Raw genomic sequence first — 24806 nt, forward strand, 5'->3', positions numbered from 1 at the left:
ACAAGCTCAGGGCCGGTCGCCCCGCCCCTAAGGTAGTAATAAACAGATGCGGTTTTTACCCATATTTTCCTATTTATTGGTCGCGCAACTGCTGACTGGTTGTGAGGTCTTGGCTCCTAATGCCACTCCCGAGCCCGCGGCGGAGGAAGTGCCGCCGTCGCCGACGCCCGCTTCCTTTGATCCCAGCCTCTGCCCCTCCGTCGAGGCCGTCGTGTGTGCCGAGCCCGAGGTGCAGGTGGTCGAGCGGGTTGTCGAGCGCAAGCTGGAGCGCGTGATCGAAGTGCCGGTCGCTAAGGGCAAACTGGTACTGGGCTCAGAAGAGGTCTTTACTGTTGAACCGGGTGGTGTTCGCCTGAAGGCGCTGGTGGATACCGGTGCTGCCACCTGCGCCCTCAATGTACAGGAGCTGACCCGGTTTGAGCGTGATGGCAGCGAGTGGGTGCGCTTCAGCCTGGCGGATGGCACCGAAGGTGAGCCACAGCAGATCGAGCTCCCTATCAAGCGCCACGTGCGCGTTGCGCGCCCTGGCTTTGACCGGCAGCGCCGCCCCATCGTCGATATGAGTCTGACGGTGGGCGAGGTCACGCATATGGTGGAAGTGAATCTGGTTGAGGGTGGCGAGTTTGAATTCCCATTGCTGGTGGGACGCAACTTTCTCAAAGATGCTGCGGTTGTGGATGTGAGCCGCAAGCAGGTGCAAGGGCAGCCGACAGCTCCATCAGTGAGTAAGTAAATCTTTTTTTATTGCCCGAAAATGTGGGCGGAGTACTGGCGCAAGTACTGGTACTCGGCAAGAATACGCGGCCATTAGTGTACTGCTGCGCGTTTAACGGCACAGTACACTTGCTGCATCCAACAACAATCGGGGAATGGCGAATGTCGCCACGGGCTCAGGTCTATATTCTCGCCGCGCTGCTCACCGTGCTGGGCGCCGGTCTCACCATCTACAAACACTTCGCACTGGGTTTTCCTCTGTTGCCCGGTGAATACCGCACCGTGTGGACCATCGAGGCCAAAGTCGGATTTGATGCCGACGGCGGGCCGGTCAAGGCCGCACTCACGCTGCCGCGCTCACAGCGCAATATGGCCGTGCTGGGAGAAACGTTCAGCTCTTCCGGTTACGGCTTCAACATCATTCACGAAGACGATGAGCACCGTGCGGTTTGGTCCAAGCGGCAGGCATCCGGCCCGCAGTCGCTGTTCTATCAGCTGGATGTCCACCAGACACCGGGTGCTGCGCTGGAGCAGTCCCTGGATCTCAGTACCGAAGTAGAGAAGCCGCTGCTGGGCGCGCGCGAGCAGGAAGCGGTGCGCCAGGCGATTTACTCTCTGGTGGAGGCCGGCCGCGCGCGCTCATCCGATGTTTCCACCTTTACCTCCGAGCTGCTGCTGGCGCTGGCGGACACCCGCAACCAGGACCGCAACCTGATTTTTGGCTACTACAAAGACAGCAACTTTGTGGATGTCGCGTTGTTGGTGCTGGCGGCGGCGGATATCCCGGCGCACCGGATTCGCGGGCTGTATCTTGAAGATGACCGCCGCCGTCTCGACCCGGAAGAACTGTTGGAAATCTACGATGGCGAGCGCTGGGTGGTGTTCGAACCTACCAGTGGCGCCCCCGGAGTCCCGAAGAACTTTTTCATCTGGCAGCGCGGCGGCAAGAGCCTGCTGGACGTGGAAGGTGGGCGCAACTCCGGCGTGACCTTCTCAGTGATTTCCAATGACGTGCCTGCGCGGGATGTCGCCATGCTCAGCACCAGCCAGGAAAAAGAAGCGCTGGTGGATTTCTCCATCTACAGTCTGCCCATTGAGCAGCAGAGTATCTTCAAACTGATCCTGCTGGTGCCGGTGGGCGCTCTGGTGGTGGTGTTGCTGCGGGTTTTCGTCGGCCTGCGCACATCCGGTACCTTCATGCCGGTGCTGCTCGCCATCGCCTTTATCGAAACCCAGCTGATCACCGGTTTGTCCATCTTCGTGCTGATTCTGATTCTCGGCCTGTGGGTGCGCTTCTATCTCAGCCGGCTCAATCTGCTGCTTGTGGCGAGGATCGCCGCGGTGGTGATCACGGTGGTGATATTGATGGGCGCCATCAGTGTGGTCAGTTTCAAACTCGGCATTGAGCAGGCACTGACGGTGACCTTCTTCCCGATGATCATTCTCGCCTGGACGATCGAACGCATGTCCATCCTGTGGGAAGAGGACGGCCCCTACGAAGTGGTGATACAGGCCGGTGGCAGCCTCCTGGTGGCGGTGCTCGCGTGGTGGGTGATGACCAACCGCTACGTCGAGCACTGGACCTTCAATTTCCCGGAGCTGCTGCTGGTACTGCTCGCCTTGGTGATGATCATCGGTAACTACACCGGTTACCGCCTGGGTGAACTGGCGCGCTTCCGCCAGCTGGTGCGCTGATGCAATTCCGATTGCCCGCTTTGCGGATACCGCCATTTTTTCGCGGCGGCCTGGTGTCGCCGTTCAGATTGCGTAAGCTCGGGGTGCTGGGCATGAACGCGCGCAATGTGCGTTACATCGCCCGCTATAACGACCGCGATAAATACCCGATTGTCGACGACAAACTCAACACCAAGCGCGCTGCGCGCCGCTATCGCATTCCGGTGCCGGACCTGATCGCCGCGTTTGAAACCCAACCTACCCGCAAACGTATTATGCAGGTGATCGAGCCGCTGCAGCAGTTCGTGATCAAGCCGGCGCGCGGCTCCGGTGGCAAGGGTATTCTGGTGATTGTCGGGCGCGACGGTGAAGACTATGTCAAACCCTCCGGCAGCAAAGTGACTGCCCTGGATATCCAGCGCCATATCAGCAACATCCACAGCGGCCTGTATAGTCTCGGCGGTAAACCGGACCGGGTCATGATCGAGGCACTGGTGGACTTCGATCCGGTATTCGACAAATACTCCTTCGAGGGTGTGCCGGATATTCGCGTTATCGTGTTTCGCGGCTTTCCGGTGATGGCCATGCTGCGCTGTTCCACCCACGACTCCGATGGCAAAGCCAATCTGCACCAGGGCGCTGTGGGGGTGGGTATTGATCTCGCCACCGGCAAGGCCTCCCATGCGGTGCAGCGCGGTTTGCGGGTGGATATTCACCCTGATACCCAAATGCCGTTTTCAGATCTTGAAGTGCCGGGCTGGAAGGATCTCGTCAGCCTGGCCGCGAGCTGTTATGAAATGACGGGTCTCGGTTATTTGGGCTGCGATATTGTGCTCGACCGCAAGCGCGGTCCGCTGTTGCTGGAAGCCAATGCGCGCCCCGGCCTCGCTATCCAGATTGCCAACGGCATCGGCCTGCGCACCCGCCTGGAACATATCGAATCGATGACCCTGGAGCAGCTGGAAAAAAACGTGGAGGAGCGCGTCAACTATTCCATGGACTACTTCGCCGCGCCCACCACACTGTGAAGATTTATCGGAAGCGGCGGCGGAGCATCGCCAAGCAGTCGGCAACCCTGTGCTGGTTTGGCGCGATTTCGGGTTTATTTTCCAGTGCATTATCACTCCCTGCCTTTTCAAGCACCTCGCAGGAAACCCGCCGGCAAGTTCCGGCAATTGGGGTGGAGTCGGTGGAGGTAACCGGCACGCCGACACACAAAGCCGCAACTGCGGACGAAACAGCACTGTCCGCGCTTACTGCGAGCGTCATCGTACAGCGAGCGCCCACTCACCCGTCCGAATTGCTCAACGGTCTTCCCGGTATCTGGATCAGCCGCGGTAACGGTCAGGAACACCTCACCGCGATCCGTTCACCGGTACTGAGCGGCGCCGGCAGTTGCGGTGCTTTCGCGGTACTGGAAGGGGATATTCCAGTGCGCGGTACCGGATTCTGCAACGTCAATCAGCTGTCTGATCTGCCACTTTCCCAGGCGGGCAGCGTACAGGTACTGCGTGGACCCGCCAGCGTGCTGTACGGCTCCGATGCCCAGCACGGTGTCATCCGTCTGCTGAGCGCCGCCCCCGCAGACCGTGGTGAGCGAACACTCAGTATTGAACACGGTGCCAATGACTACCGCCGTATCTTCACAGGCTTCAGCGACACCGTTGGGCGCAGCGGCATCCGAGTCGGATTCACTGGCAGCCGCGACGGTGGTTATAAAACCGATTCCGGTTACGACCAGCAGCAGTTCAGCGCCCGCCACGATTACCGCGGGCAACAATGGAATGCGCGTACGCTGTTAAACCTCAGCAATCTCAATCAGGAAACCGCCGGCTACGTCAGCGGACTGGATGCCTACAAAGACGCCGGTCGCAAACGCGAAAACCCGAACCCGGAAGCCTTCCGCGATAGCCGGTCCGCACGCATACAGTCGCGCCTTGAGTACACCACCTCCGGTGGCGATCACTGGCAGATCACCCCTTATGCCCGCTACACCGACATGACGTTTCTGATGCATTTCCTGCCGGGCACGCCGCTTGAGGAAAACGGCCAACGGGGCGTGGGTGTCCAGACCTCCTATGATCGCGCGCTGAATGAGCGTGTGAGTCTGCTGAGCGGTGTTGACCTGGAGCGGACCAATGGCTGGCTGCGGCAGACCCAGGCCGGTGGTTTTTCCTCCTTTCCCGCTGGGCGTCATTACGATTACGACGTGATCGCCCAGGTCTTTGCGGCATTCTCCAGCCTGGAATGGCAGCTTGCGGAGCGCAGTCGGTTCATGTTCGGCAGCCGCTGGGAATCCCTGCGCTACGATTACGACAATCACATGCGGGCCGGCGATACCGCGGAGGATGGCAGTCTGTGCATCAATGGATATACCGGTGCACCGGGTTGCCGCTACAGCCGCCCGGAGGACCGCAGGGACCGGTTTTCCAATTTCTCCTTTAATGCAGGCCTGATTCACGAAGTGGACAAAACCCTGTCCACCAGCCTGCGCCTCGCGCACGGTTTCCGCGCTCCGCAGGCGGCGGAATTGTACCGATTGCAGAGCGGGCAGACTGTCGCGGATCTGGATGCTGAATCCATCGACAGTGTTGAGCTGGGCCTTGTGAAGCAAAGTGAATACTCACGTTTCAGCCTGACCGGCTTTTTCATGGAAAAGTCCGATGTGATTTTCCAGTCGTCCGAGCGCCTGAACCTGAGTGACGGAAACACCCGGCATTACGGCGTGGAATACGAGTTGCAGTGGGCGCTCGCCCCGCAGTGGGCACTAACTTTGGCTGGAACCTATGCCCGCCACCTCTACACCAACAACGTCAGCGAACCCGGTAGTGACGCGCTGATTGAAACCCGCGGCAACGACATCGACACTGCACCGCGCAATATGCACGGCCTGACGCTGGAGTGGCATCCGCAGGAACAAACCCGGATTGAACTGCAGTTCCAGTCCATGGGCCGCTACTACACCGATATCGAAAATGCCCACCGTTACCGCGGCCACGACCTGCTGCATCTGCGGTTGCGGCATCGGGCTACACCGCGAATCCATCTGGGATTGCGGGTGAATAACCTGGCGAATGTGGACTACGCGGAGCGCGCGGATTATTCGAGTCTGGCGGGGGGCGACCGGTATTTTATCGGCGATCCGAGAAGCGTGTTTGGGGACGTTCACTTCAGGTTTTGAGGCTCGCCCGGCGGTAAGGGATTTCGCCGCAGCGAAGCCCCACGCGAGATCGTCTGGCTACCTTTTATGACTTTACCTGGCCCACAGGCAAGTTACATATCCCACAGGGAGTTCGTTGCTTTGGAGAGCGCAATTCTCTCCTTGTCCTGGATCTGCTTCAGATTCTTGAACACCTCTTTGACCTCTTCTGATTCGATACTTTCATAGACCGAGTCATAGAGCTTGGAAAAGTATTGGTCAATTTCCTGCCCGAGGCCGTTGATTTCCTCAATGCTGGGTTTTTCACTCAAGTGGAGACTGTCCACCAGGTGACTTGCGGATTCTTCCTGAGTGTACTGCAGCCAGGTCTGCATGACCTTATGCTGGGCGACCGCACCGTAATCTTTCAGATTATTGGCCATGCGCAGCTCGTGCTCGTGCAGGTGCTTGAGGAGCAACTGGGTGCGCTTGTCGTCGGTTTTGCTTAGAAGATTCCGATATATCCCTGCCATATCCAGATGAAATTTCTGGGCATCCCTGAGCACTTCGTGCGCCTGTTTGAATGTTTTCATCGCTACGCCTGTCTGGTTAACAATAGGATTATAGTTTTCTGAAAACCCCGGGGCGGAGATTCCGGGTTTGCCGGGGGTGACTGCGTGCTCACAGTGCGTTAATACCGTTGATCAACATCTGCGGATAAATGCCAAAAATCAACAACAGTGCGGTCAGTAGCAACAGTAGACCAAGGCCGGAGCGCGAGATAAGCAGTGGATTGTTCCGCGCGGCAGGTTCAGCAGAGGTATGTGGTTGATCGACAACCACCCTCACTCCTGCGGTCTGGCCTGACGCGATTGGCGGGGCTTCCACCAGTGTCAGCAACAGGCGCAAGTAGTAAAAAAGTCCCAGTGCACTGCCAACAATCAAAGCACCAAGCAGCCCCCATAATTGCCCATCCAGGGCCGCAGTAATCAGATAGAACTTGCCGATAAAGCCTACGGTGAACGGGATTCCTGCCAGAGAGAGCAGGGCGGCTGCAAGGCACAGCGACAGGGTGGGCGAGCGCCAGAACAGGCCCCGATAGAAGGACTGTTGAAAAGGATTGCGGTCGTCGCCAGTTGTGACTTGTGGGTTCGACACATCGCTAAGTGCCGCGTCGTCGATGAGGCTCACGGCGGAAAATGCGCACAGCGTCGTTACCGTGTAGGCAACCAGATAGTAGATCGTCGCCTCCCGGGCAATGCCCCGATCAATCACCAGGTAGACCACCAGAAAATACCCCATATGGGCAATGGCACTGTAGGCCAGCAGTCTCTTTACATTCCGCTGGCGCAGGGCCAGCAGATTGCCGCCGAGCATGCTGGCAACCGCCAGCAGGGAAATCATCGCCACCGATGTTTCCAGAATATGCACGGAGAATTCGCTGAACAGGCGCAACAGGATGGCCAGTAATGCCGTTTTCCCCAGTGTTGCAATAAATGCAGTTACTGGTGTCGGCGCGCCCTCGTAAACATCCGCGGTCCAGACGTGAAACGGAACCAGCGAGAGTTTGAACGCGACTCCGGCCAACAGCAGCGCAAAACCGCCGATAAGAAGCGCAGATTCGCCGCGGGAAAAATCCATGGAGGAGAACTGTAGATTGCCCGTTGCGGCATACATCAATGCGATACCAAACAGCGCGAGCGCCGTCGCCAGGGCAGAAGTGATCAGGTATTTGATGCCGGATTCCAGCGACAGCGCCGCTTCGCGATTGGATACATCGCGCCCCGCCCCCCACTTTGCCAATGGCACCGGAAAGGCGAGTAGCGGGTAGAGAGACAGGCTGATGAGTTCCAGTGCCAGAAAAAAGCTGGCGAAGTGCTGGCTGGAGACCAGCGTGCAGGCCCCCAGTGTTGCCAACAGCACAAAAAAATAGAATTCACCGCAAGACGAGCTAGACGGGCAAGAGGAGAGCGTTGTGGAAGTCCCGCGATTGCCGGTCAGTCGGGCGCGCAGATACCGGTACCCCAGCCCCCCGCAGACCGCAGAGGTGAAGAAAAACAGCAGGCAGAAAAACAGGCTGAAGCGGTCCACGCGCAGCAGCGTGGTAACTGCCGTCGCCTGCTCCACTGCGGGCAATCGGATCCAGCCGTCGACACTGGCGGCCGCAAGCGTCAGCAGGAATGTGGCGAACGCCGCCCTGTGGCTGCGTACAAATGCCAGTTGCAACAGCAGGACCAGGGCGCCGGTGGCAACGATCAGCAGTGGTGACAGGGCGATGAAGTCGCGCAGGCTCACGGCGCGGCTCCTTGTAAGGATGCGGCCTTGTCGCCATCCGCAGCAGGTGCTGTGAAGTAGGTGGCCAGCAGGTTGCTCCAGCCCGCGGACTGGCGCAGCAGCGGCTGTGGATACAGGCCAATCCATACCAGCAATAGCAACGGCAGCAGCAGGGCAAACAGCTCGCGACGCCTGAGATCCATTAACCCTGAAGACCCCATTGTCGCGTCGCTGGCTTCCCGGACCGCCGGTGGCGGACCGAACAGCACACGCACCACCAGTTTCAGACCATAGATTGCAGCGCCGATCAGGCCTACAGCTGCCAGCGCGCTGAACCACGGAAACCGCGCATAGGTGCCGATCAATACCAGTGATTCGCCAACGAAATTCGCCAGTCCCGGCAATCCCATCGCGGCCACAATAAAAAACAGGAACACGGCGGCGAGCGCGGGCATCGTTTGCCAGATGCCGCGCACGTCATTGATGTCGCGGCTGTGCAGGCGATGCTGCAGGCTGCCGGCAATACCGAACAGCGCCGCCGTGCTGAGCCCGTGGGCAACCATCTGCGCCACCGCGCCCTGCAGCGCGATGCTGTTGAGTGCGTAAATGCCGAGTAACACAAAGCCCATGTGGCTGACGCTGGAATAGGCAATCAGGCGTTTGATGTCGGTTTGCGAGAATGCCATCAGCGCGCCATAGAGAATGCCCGCCACACCCAGCGCCATGGCTACGGGCGAGAACGCGGTGCTGGCCGCGGGAAACAATGGCAGGGTAAAGCGAATGAGCCCGTAGGCGCCGGTTTTCAGCAGAATAGCGGCGAGCAGCACACTGCCTGCCGTCGGCGCCTGGGTATGCGCGTCCGGCAGCCAGGTATGAACGAGGATCGCCGGTAGCTTTACCGCAAATGCAATAAAAAAGCCCAGCATCAGCCAATAGGCGTAGGGGGTTTCCGCAAATTGCGTGTGGAGTGTTGCCGTGAGTTGCTGCGGCGAAAAACTGACGCTTCCCGACATCTGGTAATGCACGAGGGTGCTGCCAACGATGGCGGCCAGCAGCAGCAGGCTGCTGGCCTGGGTGAAGATGAAAAACTGGATGGCCGCACGGGTACGCTGCTCGTGCCCCCAGATGGCGATCAGTAACAACATGGGAACCAGCATGGTTTCCCAGAAGCAGAAGAACAGGAACAGGTCCTGGGCACAGAAAACACCGACCACGCCGGCAAGTGTCCACAGATAATTGGCGAGATAGCAGCCGGTCCGTCGGCGAATCTCTCGCCAGGTCATCACCAGCCCGAAAAGTCCACACAGTAACGTGAGTGCCAGCATCAGGAATCCGAGGCCGTCGATGGCGAGGGTAAACGAAATACCGAATCGCGGTATCCAGGGCACACGGATGTGATCCCACCACAGTGTCTGTGGCTTAGGTTCCGCGGCCAGAACATCCAGTGCCTGCGGCAGGTAGCGGCCCAGCAGGAGGATTGCGATCGCGAGTACAGTGAGCGCGATCCAATGGCCGCAGCCGCGCCGTAGATTCTCACCCGCCCAGGAAAGTCCGCCCCCCAGAATCAACAGAGCCAAAAGCCACAGCAGCGTCACGGGCCCGACACCCTGGCAAGTGCGTGGACCACAAGCAGTAACAGCAAGGTGGCGGCGAGCAGTGTCGCCATATACCAGCGCAAGGTCCCATTCTGCGCGCGTGACAGGAACTGGTTGGCGCCGAGGCTGAGTGCGCTGATACCGCGATAGATCTGGGTGACGATGTCGCCGCGATTGACGCGACTGATCCACAAAACCGGACGCACAAAAAGCCGTTGATACAACGCATCGAATCCCCAGCCTTGCCGTAAGAATTCCCGACACAGTCCAAGTGCTTGCGACCCGGGACGCCGCGCCAGAAACCACCAGCAGAGGGCGATACCCAACAGGGTCGCAAGCGTGCCGGCAATGCCAACCACAAGTGATGCTGGCTCGGCATGCGCATCAACGAAAATGCTCTCCAGCGGCGGTGCGATCCAGCCACCAGCCAGTGCCAGCAGGCCCAGTGCAACAAGCGGCACGCCCATCTGCCAGCGCGTCGCCGCTGGCGGCAATCGCGAAATATCGTTGGCTTTTACGGGCCCGAAAAAAATCCGATAGAAAATACGGAAGCTGTACATGCCCGTTATTGCCGCGCCAATGAGTGCGCACCACCACAGCCACGGCGGCTGGTTGTGCCAGATGGCCAGCAGCAGGTGTTCCTTGCTGAAATATCCCGCGGTCAGTGGCAGTGCCGCCAGATTGGCGCAGCCGACACCGAAACAGGCACACAGGAACGGCAGTCTGCGCGCCAGACCGCCCATGGCATCGAGGGACTGCTTGTGGCGTACGCGCAGGATAGTCGCACCCGCCGCCAGAAACAGCAGTGCCTTGAAGAATGCGTGGGTGACCAGGTGAAAGATGGCGGCGGAAAAAGCGCCGGCACCGAGCGCCGCGAACATGTATCCCAGTTGGCTGATGGTCGAATAGGCGAGCACACGCTTGATGTCGGTCTGCACCAGTGCGCTGCTTCCGGCCACCAGTAACGTGGCGGTGCCAATAATCGCCACGGTCTGCATGGCCATCGCCGAGCTTTGAAACAGCGCGTGGCAGCGCGCGATCAGATACACCCCGGCGGTAACCATGGTGGCAGCGTGGATCAGCGCGCTTACCGGTGTGGGGCCGGCCATGGCATCCGGCAACCAGGTCTGCAACGGAATCTGCGCGGATTTCCCCACCGCACCGGCAAGCAGCAAGAGTGCACAGATCGCCAGCATCCGGTCATTGTGGCCGGGGTCTTGCAGTGCGGCCATCGCGGCCTGGATGCCCAGCGTATTGGTTTGCCAGAAGAGGGCGATGATGCCGATCAACAGCGCGGTATCGCCGATACGGGTCATCAGAAACGCTTTGCCGGCGGCGCGGGCATTTTCCGGATTCCGGTACCAGAATCCGATCAGCAGGAAGCTGCACAGCCCCACCAGTTCCCAGCCCAGATAGAGCAGCACCAGATTGTCGGCCATGACCAACAGCGCCATGGCGCCGACAAACAGGTTCAGGTAGGCGAAGAAACGCCGATAGCCGTCATCGCCGCGCATGTAACCCGCGGCGAACAGGTGGATCAGCAAGCCCACGCCGGTGATCACGCCGAGCATGGTGATGGTCAGCGCATCCACATACAGCGCAAAGTCGACGCGCAGTGGCGGCAGCGAGACCCATTGCCACAAATGGACATAAGCCGGGGAAGCATGGTGTGTTGCGAGTATCGCCCACGCCACCGCGGACAAGGCCACAGAACCCACCCCGATGATTGCGCTCGCGCTTTCTGACAGCGGCCGGCGAATCAGCAGTGGCGCGCATGCCAGGCACAGGAAACCGAGCAGCGGAAACCCTGCGATGAGTACGGTCAGTGCGGACATGAAGGTTCCTGCATTTCAGTCTCTCATGGCGGCCAGCTGATCGATGTCCAGGGTGTGGTGGCGGCGGTAGAACAGCAGTACCAGCGCGAGAGCAATTGCCACCTCCGCGGCAGCGAGGGTAACTACAAAGACATACATCACCTGGCCGTCCGGATTGCCCCAGTGGGCGCCGGCGGCGACGAATGCCAGTGCCACGGCGTTGGTGCAGATTTCCAGGCTCATCAGCGTGAACAGGATATTGCGCCGGATCAGCATGCCCACCGCGCCGACACAGAACAGCGCCGCGGCGAGTGCCAGGCCATGGCTCAAGGGAATCTGCTGCAGGGATTCTGCAGACTGTGCCGCGATTGCTTGCGCATTCACCGGACACCCCGCGCACTTTTCACGCTCTCTGTGCTTGCCGCGTTATTTGTGCTTGCCGCGCTATCCGCAGTGTGCCGCCGGGCCAGATGAAATGCGCCGACCAGGCCCGCCAGCAATACGAAGGAGGCAAGCTCCACGACCAGCAGATATTTACTGTACATGGCGAGTCCCACCTCGGCGGCGGATACCGACCGGGCAGCAGCCCCGCGGCTAGCAGAATCCCAGAGCAAATACAGCATCATCACCAGCAGCGCACCGGCCAGTGACGCCGGGGCCAACCAGTTTTCCCTGGCCAGCCACTGGGTTTCCTGATCGACGGCGGCCTTGCCCTGGTTCAGCATCATGATCACGAAGACCATCAGCACCAGAATGGCGCCGGCATAGACGATGACCTGTAGCGCCGCCGCCAGGGGCGCGCCGATCTGATAAAAAATACACGCGACGGCCAGCAGTGACACAATCAGCATCAACAAGGCGTGCACCGCGTTTCTGCTGATGACCGCGAGCAGACTGGCCATCAGTGCAATCAATGCGGAAATATAAAAAGACACAAGTTCCATCTGGCCGCACCTTTGAGCTGTGTTTAAAGGTTGAGGCTTTTGACATTCACCGGCTTTGCTTCGCCTGCCGCCTCGCCCTTTGCTTTCCCCGATACTGTTTTGCCGGCATGCCGGTAAAAACTGTATTCGTGGTATTTTCCGGGGCCATTGATCAGCAGGTCTTCTTTTTCGTACACCATGTTCTGGCGATCGTATTCGCACATTTCAAAATCCGGTGTCAGCTGTATGGCGTAGGTGGGGCAGGCGTCCTCGCACAGGCCGCACATGATGCAGCGGGAGAAATTGATGCGAAAAAATTCCGGCCGCCAGCGGCCATCGGCATCCTCCATTTTTTGCAGGGAAATGCAGTCCGGTGGGCAGGCAACCGCACAGAGATTGCAGGCGACGCAGCGCTCGTCACCGTCCGGATCGCGGGTCAGCACAATACGCCCGCGGTAGCGCGGCGCCAGATACGGCATTTCCTCCGGATACTCCACCGTGACCCGACGCGTAAACAAATGACGGAAGACCAGCCACAGGCTGCGAAGAATACTGATCATTTCTATTTCATCCCCGCCATATCAGTACGCTTCCGGTGACGACCAGATTGAGCAGCGCCAGCGGCAGCATCACCTTCCAGCCGAATGCCATCAGTTGATCGTAACGGGGCCGCGGCAACGCCGCGCGCAGCAAAATAAACAGGCACACCAGTGCAAATGTCTTCAGTGCAAACCAGACCAAGGGTGGCAGCCACGGACCCAGCCATCCGCCCAGGAACAGGGTGGTGACCAGTGCGGAGATCAAAAGGATGGAAAGGTATTCGCCGACGAAGAACAGGCCGAATTTCATTCCCGAATACTCGGTATGAAATCCCGCGGTCAACTCATGCTCCGCCTCGGGCAGATCCAGCGGCAGCCGGTGACTTTCCGCGATGCCCGCCACCAGAAATATCGCGCAGCCGAGCATTTGCGGCAGCAGGAACCAGCCATTTTCCTGGGCCATCACGATGCTGCGCAGATCGAAACTGCCGGCGAGCATCACCACGCCCATCAATGACAGCCCCATAAACACTTCGTAGCTCACGGTCTGCGCCGCCGCGCGCAGACCGCCGAGCAGGGCATATTTGTTACCGGAGGCATAGGCGCCGAGTACAACGCTGTACACCGCCAGTGCACTCATCGCCAAAAAGAACAGCAATCCGATATGCATGTCGATGACGCCAACGGCGGGGCTGAAGGGCACCACCACAAACGCCAGTAGCGTGGTTGCCATAACAATGGTGGGTGCCAGTAGGAACACCGGTGCATCGGCGAAGCGCGGAATGAAATCCTCCTTGAAGAACAGCTTGATCATGTCCGCCACCACCTGCATCAGGCCGAACGGTCCCACCCGGTTGGGGCCCGGTCTGTCCTGCCAGAAGCCGAGCAGCCGGCGCTCTCCCCAGGTGAGCAGCGCCGTCAACAGCACCGCAGTGGTGAGCACGCCAAATATGTTCAGCAGTGTCATGGCGATATCTGCATGGCCGGTATTCACGCTCAGGCGTCTCCCGGCGCGATCTGTTCGCGCTCTATATACGCACCGGGAATGGAGGCCATTTGCGTAAAGCCTGTACTGACGCCGATGCAGTGCCGCGGAATGGTATCGGATACCTTGGCGAGCAATTGCCAGCGGTCACCGCTTTCGGTAATCGCAATCTGTTGTCCCGCAGTCAGCGACAGCAACTCTAGGTCTTGCGGGTGGAAGACCGCGAACGGCTCCTCGGTGACGGAGGCAATGGCGCCGGCGTAGTTACTCAGTTCGCCGGAGCCGAACATGCGATAGAGCGGCAAAATCCGGAAGCCGTCGCTTGGATCGGCAGTGGGCCGCGCTGCATCGCCAGCGGCCGAGTCGGAGTGGAACACCACCGCTTTGCGGGCGAGCGGTTGCCCGCTGCTGTGCCCCAGGCGCGCGGCCCCCGGTTTGGGCTGGTAGCAGTGGATTGCCTGATTGGAGTTCCAGCCGGGCGCCCAGTTGTTGGCTTGTAGCGGCGACTGGCAGGCGAACTGAATGCCCTCCATGGAAAACGCCATAGGGGCATCGTCGTCCGGCAATGGCTTGTACTCGGCGACCTGGCGCTCCGCCTGGATGGCGGTACGGCCGCTGTAGCGGTGAGGCTGGCGCGCTGTCTTCTGACCCTCAATGGTCTGGTCCCAGTCCGGTCCCAGCTCGGCCAGCGGTGCCAGTTCCGGGTACGATTCCGCCAGCGCCACACTCAGTTGGGTTACATGCCGCCACCGGGCCAGCGACTGCAGTCGCGCGTGTGTCTCCTCGTCTCCGGAAAGCTCCGCGCCAGCAAGTTCCCCGCTGGCTGCGGCGGCATCGGCGAGCCAACGCCAGCTGGCCTGAATCCATCCGGAACCCTCGTATACCGCATAGTGGCGCTGGGCGAGGCCGCCGCTGTTCACCAGCGTGCCCTCGTACTCCGGTGTGGCAGCGGCGGGCAGTATCAGGTCGGCGCGCGCACTGGTGCGGTTGTGCACGATTTCCAGCTGGATGATTTCATCGACACCGGCGCACAGCTGATCGGCGACAGACGCGGGTAGCTGCCGGTAGAGATCGGCTTCCATCACCAGCAGGGTCGTCGGCTGCGGCGTATGCTCTGATTGCCGTTCGCGGTGCAGCTGATTCAGGTTTTGCCGGGCATCGCAGAGTTGCGCCAGACCCAGGCTGTTGGCTTCGGGGCAGGCGAGATACAGTGCGGCACGGGCTTCGCGACTGTCTGTTTGGCGGTGATTTGCTTCTTTGTGGCCGGCGACGGCAAAGGCGAGTCGCGCCGCGGCCTGCAACAGCTCCTGCGACTGCAGTCCGCAGCCGGATACGATCACCGGGTGTCGGGCCTGTTTCAGCTGTTCGACCAGCGCAGTGAATTCGCCCGTGTCCAGTCCGGCGATATCCGGTGCGTGGATTTCTCCGGATTCCGCGGTGAGCGCCTGTGCCAGCACATCGGCCAGTGCCACCATCTGTTCGGGCGCCGCCCGTACACGGCAGCTGGCAATGTCGTCGAGATCGGTGCGCTCTGCGCTCGCGACCAGCAGCGGCGTGCGAATACCGGTGAGCTGGCGCACGGAATCGTCCTGCCATGCGGGTATTTTCAGTTCTCCGGCGCGCGCTATCTGTGCGCTGCGCGCGGCCTGCCGTACGGCGAGTGCAATGCGCGGCGCGGTGTCGGCAATGTCTTCACCCAGCACGATCACCATGTCGGCCCGTTCAATCTCCGGGGTGCCCGGCGAGTGAACACGCGGGTCGCGCTGGATACGGTCGACCAGCTTGAGCAGCGCGAGGCTGCGCTCATCCAGTCCCGCATAAAAATGTTCGCGACCCACCAGGGTCTGCAATGCAAAGTTGTTTTCGAGAGAGCTGCGGCTGGAACCTATGCCGATGACGCGCCGGTTGCCGCTGCGCATCTGCGCGATGGTCACCGCCAGTCGTGCCACCGCGTCCGCGGGTGACAGAGACTGATGAACCTTTGCTGAGCCGGCAGTGGTCTGAATCAGCGGCTGCGTAAGCGCCGCCTGCGGCGTGTAGATGCGCGCGGCACTGTTGGCGTATTCATAGCCGAAGCGTCCGCGGTCACACAGGAAATAGCCGTTGATCTGGCGATGGAAAAGGTTGGTCACCCGGCGCAGCTGGCGCGGATCCCCTTTGCCATCGCGGCGCGCTCCCGGCGCGGTGTTGCAGCCGACGGCGCAGTGTTCGCACACCGAGGGCGCGGTCTGCAGATCCCATTTGCGGACGTAGTGACGACTGTAGGTTTTATCCGTAAATACACCGGTGGGGCAGACCTCCACCAGGTTGCCGCTGAATCCGTTGTCCAAAAGGCCGTCCTCCTGACGTCCAAAATACACCTGATGATTGCGCCCCAGCGCTTGCAGGTCCGTGCCGCCGGCGTGATCGCGATAGAAGCGCACGCAGCGATAACAGGTGATGCAGCGGTTCATTTCATGGTTGATGAACGGGCCGAGATACTGATTGTTGTGCGTGCGCTTGCGACCTTGAAAGCGGCGTTGGGTATGTCCGCTCATCAGCGTCATGTCCTGCAGATGGCACTCGCCGCCTTCCTCGCACACCGGGCAGTCGTGGGGGTGGTTGGTCATCAGATTTTCGATGATGCCTGCACGGAAATCCTGCGCAGTGGGCGCGTCGATGGAATAGATAGCGCCATCCTTGACCGGCGTCATGCAGCTCATCACCAGCGTGCCGCGCTGGTCGTCGGCGTCTTTGAAGAGCACCACCGCGCACTGGCGGCAGGCGCCGACGGAACCCAGCGCCGGATGCCAGCAGAAATAGGGCAGATTTTTTTTCAGGCTCAGGCAGGCACTGAGCAGGTTCTGCCCGTCGTCTACCTCATACTGTCGATTATCTATTGTTATCGTTGCCATGGCTTGGGCATTCCCTGCCTTGAGCATTGCACCGGTGTGTCCGGTCCGTTCGAAGCTTGTTTACGATTCGCTTTGACGACTTCCTGTAACGACTTGCGCTTATTGTAAAAATGCCTGCCGCAGTGTCAGCGGCATTTCAGTGTTCGCACAGTGGCTCGGCAGCGGGCTTTGCGCTGTGTCGATAGGGACAGCCGCGCTGTACGATATGCGCGACATAATCCCGCAAAAATAATTTCAGGCTGCTCTGCAGCGGCTCGGCCGCACCGGGTGCCAGCGCGCAGAATGTGGTGCCCGGCCCCATACGTCGCGCCAGTTCCCGCAGCAGGACCAGGTCGCGTTTTTCGCCGAGTCCACTTTCGATACGCTGCAGAATTTCCACTACCCATGGCAGCCCGTCGCGACAGGGCGTGCACCAGCCACAGGACTCCCGCGCAAAAAAACGCTGCAGGTTCAACACCATGGCGACCGGACAGGTGTGGTCATCGAGCACGATCAGCGTGCCGGTGCCGAGGCGGCTGCCGGCCTCGCCTATCACATCGTAGTCCATCGCCAGATCCAGGTGGCGTGGAGACAGAAAATCCGTCGAGCCGCCCCCCGGTAAAAATCCGCGCAGTTGGTAGCCGGGCGCCATGCCACCCGCATGCTGCTCAATGATTTTGCGAATGGGTGTACCCATCGGCAATTCCCATAGGCCCGGATGTTTTACCCGTCCGCTCACACCGAACAGTTTGCTGCCTGTGTCTTTTTCTCGGCCGAGCCCGCGGTACCAGTCCTCCCCCAGCGCCAGCAGGCAGGGCAGGTTGCACAGGGTTTCCACGTTGTTCACCACGGTGGGCATTCCCCACAGACCACTCACCTGCGGAAACGGCGGCTTGGCTCTGGGAATGGCGCGACGGCCCTCGAGGGCATTGAGCAGCGCGGTTTCCTCGCCGCAGATGTAATTGCCGGCACTGCGGTGCAGGTGAATCCGCAGGGAGAATTCCCGCTGCATGATGCGCTGGCCGAGCAGGCCGGCGTTGACCGCTTCCTGAAGGGCATGGGCCAGGCGCTCGGCCGCCAGATGGTATTCGCCGCGGATAAAGATATAGGCGGTCTCGGCGCCGATGGCGCGGGCGGCGATCAACATCCCCTCGATAAGCAGATGCGGGTCCCGCTCCATCAGATAGCGATCCTTGAACGCTCCGGGTTCCATTTCATCCGCATTGCAGATCAGGTAGCGCGGCCCCGGGTGCTGGTCTGCGTCGGGGACAAAACTCCACTTGAGTCCGGTATTGAAGCCGGCGCCGCCGCGCCCCCGCAGTCCCGCGCTCTTGACTAGTTCGACGATATTTTTCGGCGCCATTTCCAGCGCTGCCTGCAGTCCGCTGTAGCCACCGCCTTTGCGGTACGCATCAAGAGACACCGCGTCGCCGCCGCGGATATTCCGGGTAAGTGGGGTGCGCAGGCCGGGGTCCAGTCCGGGCATCTTACTGTTCCCGGTGGTCGGACATGGGTTGTTGTCCATCGCGCGCGCGCAATTCACTGAGCATTGCGTCCAGGGTTTCCCGGGACAGTTGCCGATACATCTCCCTGCCCACCATCATCACCGGCGCCCTGTCGCAGTCGCCCAGGCACGGGGTTTCCAGCAGGGTAAACAATCCGTCGCGGCTGCTTTCGCCAGGGGAAATCTGCAGCCGGTTCTGCAAATGTGCTTGCAGTCCGTCGCCGCCCAGCATCCAGCAGCTGACGCTGTTGCAGCAGTAGATCACGTGCTTTCCCACCGGCTCGCGGAATATCAACTGGTAGTAGGTGGCCAGCGCTTCCAGCTCCGCGATGGGGCATTTGAGGTAGCTTGCCAGTGCCTGCAGGCTGCCGTCGGAAACCCAGCCCCTGTGCTGCTGGACGATGCGCAACGCTTCCAGTAGCACCGCACTTTTGTGCGGGTAGTGCCCGGCCTCGGCGTCGATATCGCGGATTTCTTCGGTACTGAGTTCGGGGGTAATCCGTTCCAAGGTCATCTCCTCAGCGGTCCACGTCGGCCATGACGAAGTCGATACTGGCGATGATGGCAATCAGGTCCGACACGCTGAGATCGCGGCACATTTGTGGAATCATCTGCAGGTGCGGGAACGAGGGCGTGCGAATGCGGTTGCGGTAGGCTGTGGTGTTGCCATCACTGATGATCTGATAACTGTTTAGGCCCTTGGTCGCTTCGACGGGTACGCAGCACTCACCGGCGGGCATCACCGGGCCCCAGCTGTTGTTGAGAAAATGCTGGATCAACGTCTCGATATCTTCCATGGTGCGCGCCTTGCGCGGTGGTGTGGTGAGCGGGTGATCCGATTTGTAATCGCCGGCGGGCATGTGCTGCAGGCACTGGCGGATAATGCGCAGGCTCTGGTGCATTTCCTCCACGCGCACGCGGCAGCGGTCGTAGCTGTCGCCGCCGTCGAAGGCGGGAATGTCGAACTCGAAATTTTCATAGCCGCTGTAGGGCCGGCGCTTGCGCAGGTCCCACGCCAGTCCGGTGGCGCGAAGCCCCGGGCCTGTTACGCCCCATTCCAGCGCCGCCGCCGTATCGTAAACACCGATGCCGCGGCAGCGCTTCCTGACAATGGCGTTGCGCAGCACCATGCCCTCGTATTCCTGCAGGCGGGCGGGCAGGTAGTCGATAAAGGCGCGCACCCGCTGCTCCCAGCCGTTGGGCAGGTCCTGCGCCAGGCCGCCAATGCGGAACCAGGACGGATGCATGCGCCCGCCGGTGATGGCCTCAATTACACCGAACAGTTTTTCCCGGTCTTCGAACATGTAAAACACCGGTGACATCTGCCCTAGGTCCTGGGCGAAGGTGCCGTAGAACACCAGATGGCTGGCAATGCGGAAAAATTCGCACAGCATGATGCGCACAGTCTGCGCGCGCTCGGGCACGTCAATGCCCGCCAGCTGTTCCAGCGCGAGCACATAGGGCAGGTTGTTCATCACCCCGCCGAGATAGTCGATGCGATCGGTGTAGGGCAGATAGCTATGCCACGCCTGGCGCTCCGCCATTTTTTCCGCGCCGCGGTGGTGGTAGCCGATATCCGGCACCGCATCCACAATGCGCTCCCCATCTAACTGCAGTGCCACACGGAACACACCGTGCACACTGGGGTGGTTGGGGCCGAGATTGAGAAACAGGAATTCACTTTCCTCGCTGGCGCGGGCCATGCCCCAGTCTTCGGGCCTGAAGCGCAGCGCTTCCTGCTCGACCTGTTGCTTGTGCGGAGACAGGCTGAACGGGTCCACTTCGGTGGCGCGGGCGTGATGATCCTTGCGCAGCGGATGCCCTTGCCAGGTCTGCGGCATCATGATGCGCGTAAGGTGGGGGTGGCCGGCGAAGTCGATGCCGAACAGGTCCCACACCTCGCGCTCATACCAGTTGGCGGCGGGCCACAGTGGCGTGATGGACGGCAACCGCAGGTCGGATTCTGACAGCGGGACTTTGACGCGAATGAACAGGTCGCGCTCAAACGAGAGCAGGTGATAGACGACGGTAAAATCACTCGCCGGCTGCGCCGCTTCGCGCTCGCCGCGCACAAGGCGCATGCGCTCATCGATGGCGCTGAGATCGTAGAGCATGGCGAAAGGCCGGTTGATTCCGTGTTTCAGCCATCGCAGAAATTCCAGCAGCTGTGCTTCGCCAATCCACAGCGTGGGCATATCCGGCGTATCCGGCTGCAGCCAATAGGCGAGCTCGGGCCGGGTGTCGCTTTCCCTGGCCAGGTCTTGCATAAATGCTACCGCCGCGTCGCGATAGGCGCTCGCTGGAAACCGGCTTTTTGCCCGCACCCCGATCATGGGCAACTCACACGTCGTCCGGCGCGCGGAGCCTGTCCGCTGCCATGCGCGTTTCGCGGTGCAGATCCCGCTGGCTGGGTTTGCCCAGGGTATTCAGCGGTTTTCGCGGTACTTCCTGCGCGCCGTGTTCGTCCACCAGCCAGCTCAGCGCCCGGCGCTCGCTGGCAATGGATTTTTGCAGCAGCATCAGGCCCTGCATCAGCGCTTCCGGGCGCGGCGGGCAACCCGGCACATACACGTCCACCGGCAGAAACCGGTCCACGCCCTGCACCACGCTGTAGATATCATACATGCCACCGGAGTTGGCGCAGGAGCCCATGGAAATAACCCAGCGCGGTTCCACCATCTGCTCATATAAACGCTGGATCACCGGCGCCATTTTGATGAACACAGTGCCGGAAATAACAATCAGGTCGGCCTGTCGCGGGGTTGCGCGAATGACTTCGGAGCCGAAGCGTGCGAGGTCGTGGCGACTGGTAAACGCGGTGGCCATTTCCACATAGCAGCAGGACAACCCAAAATTGAATGGCCACAGCGAGTTTGCGCGCCCCCACGCGACCATGTCTTGCAGCCTGGTGAGCAGTACATTTTTGCGAATGTCTTCGTCGAAGGCGTCGCTTTTGCTGTGGCTGTCTGTTGCTATGAGATTGTCACGGTCCGCTGGGTAACCGGCGCGGGTGAGCTGCCATCGCATGATTGCTGTTCGCGCCGTTGCGCGCTCCGCGTTGTGGTGTAAACCTGGAGAGGTTGATTATTTCTTTTGTCTGTCAGGCGGATTCTGGCGATGTGGGCCCCAGTCGAGAGCACCGAGGCGCCAGATATAGATCAGTCCGACAAGAAGTACTCCAATGAAAATAGACGCCTCGACGAGTCCCGGCAAACCGGCTTGGCGCACACAGATGGCCCAGGCAAATAAATACACTGCTTCGAGGTCGAATATGACGAACATGATGGCGACGAGGTAGTAGCCGACGGAGATACGAATATGCGCGTCGCCAGTGGGTACGATGCCGGATTCATAGGGTTCGTGGGTGGCGGGATCGCGGCGCTTTTGGCCGAGGGTGTGGGACAGGCCGAGCATCAGGGCGATCAGTCCCAATACGGCCAGGGCATAAACAAGTAGTGGCCAGTAATTTGACACGCTTTGAAGTGGCATGGAGATGGTGAGGAGGTTGATTGAGTCTCCGTAGTGTAGTTCGCTGGCTGTGGGGCGTATTTTGGGTTGAGGTCTTTAAGCGGGTCCGGTGGCGGTCCGGCACTGGGTGGGGCATTTCGGAACCGCTATGAATACATCCCTGTAAGCTGCGTCGCAAACGTCCCTGTTTGCGACGCTTCCGAAATGCCCCACCCAGCGCCGGCCCTTCGCGTTGGAACTTTGCACTTCGAAATTAAACAAAAAAGGCGCCCATTTCTGGGCGCCATTTCGGCTTACGAAGCTATGAACGTGATGCGAAGGTAAAGTGCCGGGGATCGGTTTTCAGAAGCGTCGGCGCCATGGACGGCGCCGACGCAGCCTACAGGGAAGTATTCATGGCGGTTCTGAAAACCGATCCCCGGTGCTTTGCCGCCACAGGTCCACCTTAAAAAGAATAAGCTCCGGAGGCGGCTAGCCCATCAGAGGTTTTTAAGAGACTCCAGTTGCTCAGCAAATCGAGCCCGGGCACTTTCCATTTCCGCCTGTCTGGCTTTTTCCTTGGCCACGACGTCTTCCGGCGCCTTGTCGACGAAGTTCGGGTTCTGCAGTTTGCCGGCAATGCGGGCGAGTTCCTTGTCGAGCTTGTCCAGCTCTTTCAGGACACGCGCGGATTCCGCTTCCACGTCGATCAACCCGGCCATCGGCACCAGCAGCTCCAGCTCGCCCACCAGCGCGGTAGAGGAAGCGGGCGCTTCGGCACCGGCTGGCAGCGAATCGATCGACTCGAGCTTTGCCAGCTTGATCAGCAGTGTGCGGGTCTGTTCCAGCAATTGTTGGTCGGCCGCAGAAACGTTGCGCAGAATCAGCGGAATGTTGATCGCCGGGGAAATGTTCATTTCACCGCGGATATTGCGCACACCCTCGATCACGCCCTTCAACCAGGCGATTGCCGCTTCCGCGTTCTCGTCGATGCGGTGTTCGTTCGCAACGGGGTAAGGCTGCAGCATGATGGTGTCGCCGGCCTGGCCCGCGAGATCTTTCACACGCTGCCAGATTTCCTCGGTGATAAACGGCATCAGTGGGTGCGCCAGGCGCAGGGTGGTTTCCAGCACGCGGATCAGGGTGCGGCGGGTGCCTTTCTTCACCGCGTCGGAGGCGTTGTCGTCCCACAGTACCGGCTTGGACAGTTCCAGGTACCAGCTGCAGTATTCGCCCCACACAAAGTCATACAGCGCCTGGGATGCCAGGTCGAAACGGTAACTGTCGATGGCTTCCTTCACCGCGATCTCGGTGCGCTGCAGCAGGGAGATGATCCAGCGGTCGGCGATGGAGAGTTCGAAGTCTTCACTGCCGTCCTGACTGCAGTCGTAGCCGTCGCAGTTCTGCAGTACATAGCGGGAGGCGTTCCAGATCTTGTTGCAGAAATTGCGGAAGCCCTCGATACGGCCCACGTCGAACTTGATATCGCGGCCGGTGGAAGCCAGCGAGTAGTAGGTGTAGCGCAGGGCGTCGGTGCCGTAGGCGGCGAGGCCTTCGGGGAATTCCTTGCGGGTCTGCTTCTCGATCTTGTCGCGCAGGTGCGGCTGCATCATGCCGGAGGTGCGCTTCTGCACCAGACTTTCCAGATCGATACCATCGATCAGGTCGATGGGGTCGAGTACGTTGCCCTTGGACTTGGACATCTTCTGGCCGTGGCTGTCGCGCACCAGGCCGTGCACGTACACGGTGTGGAACGGCACTTCCTTCTTGAAGTACAGGGTCAGCATCATCATGCGCGCGACCCAGAAGAAAATGATGTCGAAGCCGGTGACCAGCACGGACGTCGGGTGGAATGCCGCCAGCTCCGGGGTTTCTTCCGGCCAGCCGAGGGTGCCGAAGGTCCACAGGCCGGAGGAGAACCAGGTGTCGAGCACGTCGTCGTCCTGGCGCAGTTCGATGTCGCCGAGGTTGTGCTTCGCGCGCACTTCTTCCTCGCTGCGGCCGACGTAGACCTTGCCGTCGTTGTCGTACCAGGCCGGGATGCGGTGGCCCCACCACAGCTGGCGGGAGATACACCAGTCCTGGATGTCGCGCATCCAGGAGAAGTACATGTTCTCGTAGTTTTTCGGTACGAAATTGACGCGGCCGTCTTCCACCACCTTGATGGCTTCTTCCGCCAGCGGCTGGGTGCGGACATACCACTGGTCGGTGAGCCACGGCTCGATGACGACACCGGAGCGGTCGCCGCGCGGTACCTTCAAGGTATGCGGGTCGACTTTTTCCAGCAGGCCGAGTGCGTCGAGGTCGTCGACCACCTGTTTGCGCGCGGCAAAGCGCTCCATGCCGCGGTATTTCTCCGGCACGTTGTCATTCAGGTTGGCGTCGGCGTCGAGGATGTTGATCACCTCGAGGTTGTGGCGCTGGCCCATTTCGTAGTCGTTGAAGTCGTGCGCCGGGGTGATCTTCACACAGCCGGTGCCGAATTCGCGGTCGACGTAGTCGTCGCCGATGATCGGGATTTCGCGCTCGGCCAGCGGCAGCTTGATGGTTTTGCCGATCAGGTGCTTGTAGCGCTCGTCTTCCGGGTGCACCGCGACCGCGGTATCGCCGAGCATGGTTTCCGGACGGGTGGTGGCGACCACGAGGTGGCCGCTGCCATCGGCGAGCGGGTAGCGGAAGTGCCACAGGTGGCCCTGTTCTTCCTCGTTCAGCACTTCCAGGTCGGAAATTGCGGTGTGCAGTTTCGGGTCCCAGTTCACCAGGCGCTTGCCGCGGTAGATCAGGTCGTCTTCGTACAGGCGGATGAAGACTTCCTGCACCGCCTTGTAGAAGCCGTCGTCCATGGTGAAGCGCTCGCGGGACCAGTCCGGACTGGCGCCGAGGCGACGCAGCTGGCGGGTGATGTTGCCGCCGGACTCTTCCTTCCACTCCCACACCTTTTCGATGAACTTGTCGCGGCCCAGCTCGTGGCGATTCTTGCCTTCCGCGGCGAGCAAGCGCTCCACCACCATCTGGGTGGCGATACCGGCGTGATCGGTGCCCACCTGCCACAGGGTGTTGTCGCCCTTCATGCGGTGGTAGCGGATCAGGGCGTCCATGATGGATTCCTGGAAGCCGTGGCCCATATGCAGGCTGCCGGTGACGTTCGGCGGCGGGATCATGATGCAGTAGGGATCGGCGGCGGTGTCGCCGGAGGGCTTGAAGTAGCCGTTCTCTTCCCAGGTTTTGTACCACTGTTGTTCGATGGCGTTGGGCTGGTATGTCTTGTCCATGCGCGGGGGAGTGCCTTGCGTTGTATGGGCTGGCCGCCCGGCCGTTGGGACGC

19 protein-coding genes are annotated in these 24806 nt (G+C 60.5%); 4 read left to right on the forward strand and 15 right to left on the reverse strand.

The features are described from left to right. Window positions 1–109 precede the first annotated feature (109 nt). The 4 genes from FDY93_RS02035 (at window position 110) to FDY93_RS02050 (ending at window position 5569) form a co-directional block, all read left to right on the forward strand. The gene (locus FDY93_RS02035; protein ID WP_166216909.1) at window positions 110–733 is read left to right on the forward strand and encodes an ATP-dependent zinc protease family protein; all 624 of its coding nucleotides are present in this window, start codon (window positions 110–112) and stop codon (window positions 731–733) included. Between the two features lie 143 nt (window positions 734–876). Next, window positions 877–2409 (forward strand): inactive transglutaminase family protein, encoded by a 1533-nt coding sequence (locus FDY93_RS02040; RefSeq protein WP_138234075.1) that lies wholly within the window; start codon window positions 877–879, stop codon window positions 2407–2409. After that, window positions 2409–3416, forward strand: a complete 1008-nt coding sequence (locus FDY93_RS02045; protein ID WP_138234076.1) for an alpha-L-glutamate ligase-like protein — start codon at window positions 2409–2411, stop codon at window positions 3414–3416. The genes FDY93_RS02040 and FDY93_RS02045 overlap by 1 nt, the downstream gene beginning before the upstream one ends. Before the next feature lie 161 nt (window positions 3417–3577). Beyond that, entirely contained in the window at window positions 3578–5569 is a 1992-nt protein-coding gene (locus FDY93_RS02050) for a TonB-dependent receptor (protein WP_246068424.1), read from the forward strand. A gap of 92 nt (window positions 5570–5661) precedes the next feature. On the opposite strand, the gene FDY93_RS02055 is transcribed toward FDY93_RS02050, so the two are convergent. From FDY93_RS02055 to FDY93_RS02125, 15 genes are all read right to left on the reverse strand, one after another. Further along, the gene (locus FDY93_RS02055) at window positions 5662–6120 is read right to left on the reverse strand and encodes a hypothetical protein (RefSeq protein ID WP_138234077.1); all 459 of its coding nucleotides are present in this window, start codon (window positions 6118–6120) and stop codon (window positions 5662–5664) included. An 88-nt stretch (window positions 6121–6208) separates the two neighbouring features. Next, the gene (locus tag FDY93_RS02060; RefSeq protein ID WP_171018864.1) at window positions 6209–7822 is read right to left on the reverse strand and encodes an NADH-quinone oxidoreductase subunit N; all 1614 of its coding nucleotides are present in this window, start codon (window positions 7820–7822) and stop codon (window positions 6209–6211) included. Next, window positions 7819–9396 (reverse strand): complex I subunit 4 family protein, encoded by a 1578-nt coding sequence (locus tag FDY93_RS02065; protein ID WP_138234079.1) that lies wholly within the window; start codon window positions 9394–9396, stop codon window positions 7819–7821. The genes FDY93_RS02060 and FDY93_RS02065 overlap by 4 nt, the downstream gene beginning before the upstream one ends. After that, entirely contained in the window at window positions 9393–11231 is a 1839-nt protein-coding gene (gene nuoL, locus FDY93_RS02070; RefSeq protein ID WP_138234080.1) for an NADH-quinone oxidoreductase subunit L, read from the reverse strand. The genes FDY93_RS02065 and nuoL overlap by 4 nt, the downstream gene beginning before the upstream one ends. A 15-nt stretch (window positions 11232–11246) precedes the next feature. Beyond that, window positions 11247–11594, reverse strand: a complete 348-nt coding sequence (gene nuoK / locus FDY93_RS02075; RefSeq protein WP_425462480.1) for an NADH-quinone oxidoreductase subunit NuoK — start codon at window positions 11592–11594, stop codon at window positions 11247–11249. Beyond that, window positions 11591–12154, reverse strand: coding sequence for an NADH-quinone oxidoreductase subunit J (gene nuoJ / locus FDY93_RS02080; RefSeq protein WP_138234081.1), 564 nt, complete (start codon window positions 12152–12154; stop codon window positions 11591–11593). The genes nuoK and nuoJ overlap by 4 nt, the downstream gene beginning before the upstream one ends. 23 nt (window positions 12155–12177) lie before the next feature. Next, the gene (gene nuoI, locus FDY93_RS02085) at window positions 12178–12693 is read right to left on the reverse strand and encodes an NADH-quinone oxidoreductase subunit NuoI (RefSeq protein WP_138234082.1); all 516 of its coding nucleotides are present in this window, start codon (window positions 12691–12693) and stop codon (window positions 12178–12180) included. A 7-nt stretch (window positions 12694–12700) separates the two neighbouring features. After that, window positions 12701–13666: an NADH-quinone oxidoreductase subunit NuoH gene (gene nuoH / locus FDY93_RS02090; RefSeq protein ID WP_421654474.1), complete on the reverse strand. Its 966-nt coding sequence runs from the start codon at window positions 13664–13666 to the stop codon at window positions 12701–12703. 2 nt (window positions 13667–13668) lie between these two features. Then, window positions 13669–16551, reverse strand: coding sequence for an NADH-quinone oxidoreductase subunit NuoG (gene nuoG / locus FDY93_RS02095; RefSeq protein ID WP_171018865.1), 2883 nt, complete (start codon window positions 16549–16551; stop codon window positions 13669–13671). A gap of 136 nt (window positions 16552–16687) precedes the next feature. Continuing rightward, window positions 16688–18016: an NADH-quinone oxidoreductase subunit NuoF gene (gene nuoF / locus FDY93_RS02100; RefSeq protein WP_138234084.1), complete on the reverse strand. Its 1329-nt coding sequence runs from the start codon at window positions 18014–18016 to the stop codon at window positions 16688–16690. A gap of 1 nt (window position 18017) precedes the next feature. Beyond that, window positions 18018–18542, reverse strand: coding sequence for an NADH-quinone oxidoreductase subunit NuoE (nuoE, locus tag FDY93_RS02105; protein WP_246068425.1), 525 nt, complete (start codon window positions 18540–18542; stop codon window positions 18018–18020). 10 nt (window positions 18543–18552) lie between these two features. Next, window positions 18553–20301: an NADH-quinone oxidoreductase subunit C/D gene (gene nuoC / locus FDY93_RS02110; protein WP_240914298.1), complete on the reverse strand. Its 1749-nt coding sequence runs from the start codon at window positions 20299–20301 to the stop codon at window positions 18553–18555. A 73-nt stretch (window positions 20302–20374) separates the two neighbouring features. Beyond that, entirely contained in the window at window positions 20375–21061 is a 687-nt protein-coding gene (locus FDY93_RS02115) for a NuoB/complex I 20 kDa subunit family protein (protein ID WP_138234087.1), read from the reverse strand. Between the two features lie 57 nt (window positions 21062–21118). Beyond that, on the reverse strand, window positions 21119–21508 hold the full coding sequence (locus tag FDY93_RS02120; protein ID WP_246068426.1) for an NADH-quinone oxidoreductase subunit A: 390 nt from the start codon (window positions 21506–21508) through the stop codon (window positions 21119–21121). A gap of 473 nt (window positions 21509–21981) precedes the next feature. Then, window positions 21982–24753, reverse strand: coding sequence for a valine--tRNA ligase (locus FDY93_RS02125; protein WP_138234089.1), 2772 nt, complete (start codon window positions 24751–24753; stop codon window positions 21982–21984). Window positions 24754–24806 lie beyond the last annotated feature (53 nt).

The sequence above is a fragment of the Microbulbifer harenosus genome, assembly GCF_005771435.1.
Classification (GTDB): Bacteria; Pseudomonadota; Gammaproteobacteria; order Pseudomonadales; family Cellvibrionaceae; genus Microbulbifer; species Microbulbifer harenosus.

Bases quoted from the DNA above. Each gene is read 5' to 3' on its own strand.
- FDY93_RS02040 (WP_138234075.1), top strand. From the start codon at position 877: ATGTCGCCACGGGCTCAGGTCTATATTCTCGCCGCGCTGCTCACCGTG.
- FDY93_RS02045 (WP_138234076.1), top strand. From the start codon at position 2,409: ATGCAATTCCGATTGCCCGCTTTGCGGATACCGCCATTTTTTCGCGGC.
- FDY93_RS02055 (WP_138234077.1), bottom strand. From the start codon at position 6,120: ATGAAAACATTCAAACAGGCGCACGAAGTGCTCAGGGATGCCCAGAAA.
- nuoL (WP_138234080.1), bottom strand. From the start codon at position 11,231: ATGTCCGCACTGACCGTACTCATCGCAGGGTTTCCGCTGCTCGGTTTC.
- nuoJ (WP_138234081.1), bottom strand. From the start codon at position 12,154: ATGGAACTTGTGTCTTTTTATATTTCCGCATTGATTGCACTGATGGCC.
- nuoI (WP_138234082.1), bottom strand. From the start codon at position 12,693: ATGATCAGTATTCTTCGCAGCCTGTGGCTGGTCTTCCGTCATTTGTTT.
- nuoG (WP_171018865.1), bottom strand. From the start codon at position 16,551: ATGGCAACGATAACAATAGATAATCGACAGTATGAGGTAGACGACGGG.
- nuoF (WP_138234084.1), bottom strand. From the start codon at position 18,016: ATGCCCGGACTGGACCCCGGCCTGCGCACCCCACTTACCCGGAATATC.
- nuoC (WP_240914298.1), bottom strand. From the start codon at position 20,301: ATGCAAGACCTGGCCAGGGAAAGCGACACCCGGCCCGAGCTCGCCTAT.
- FDY93_RS02115 (WP_138234087.1), bottom strand. From the start codon at position 21,061: ATGCGATGGCAGCTCACCCGCGCCGGTTACCCAGCGGACCGTGACAAT.
- FDY93_RS02125 (WP_138234089.1), bottom strand. From the start codon at position 24,753: ATGGACAAGACATACCAGCCCAACGCCATCGAACAACAGTGGTACAAA.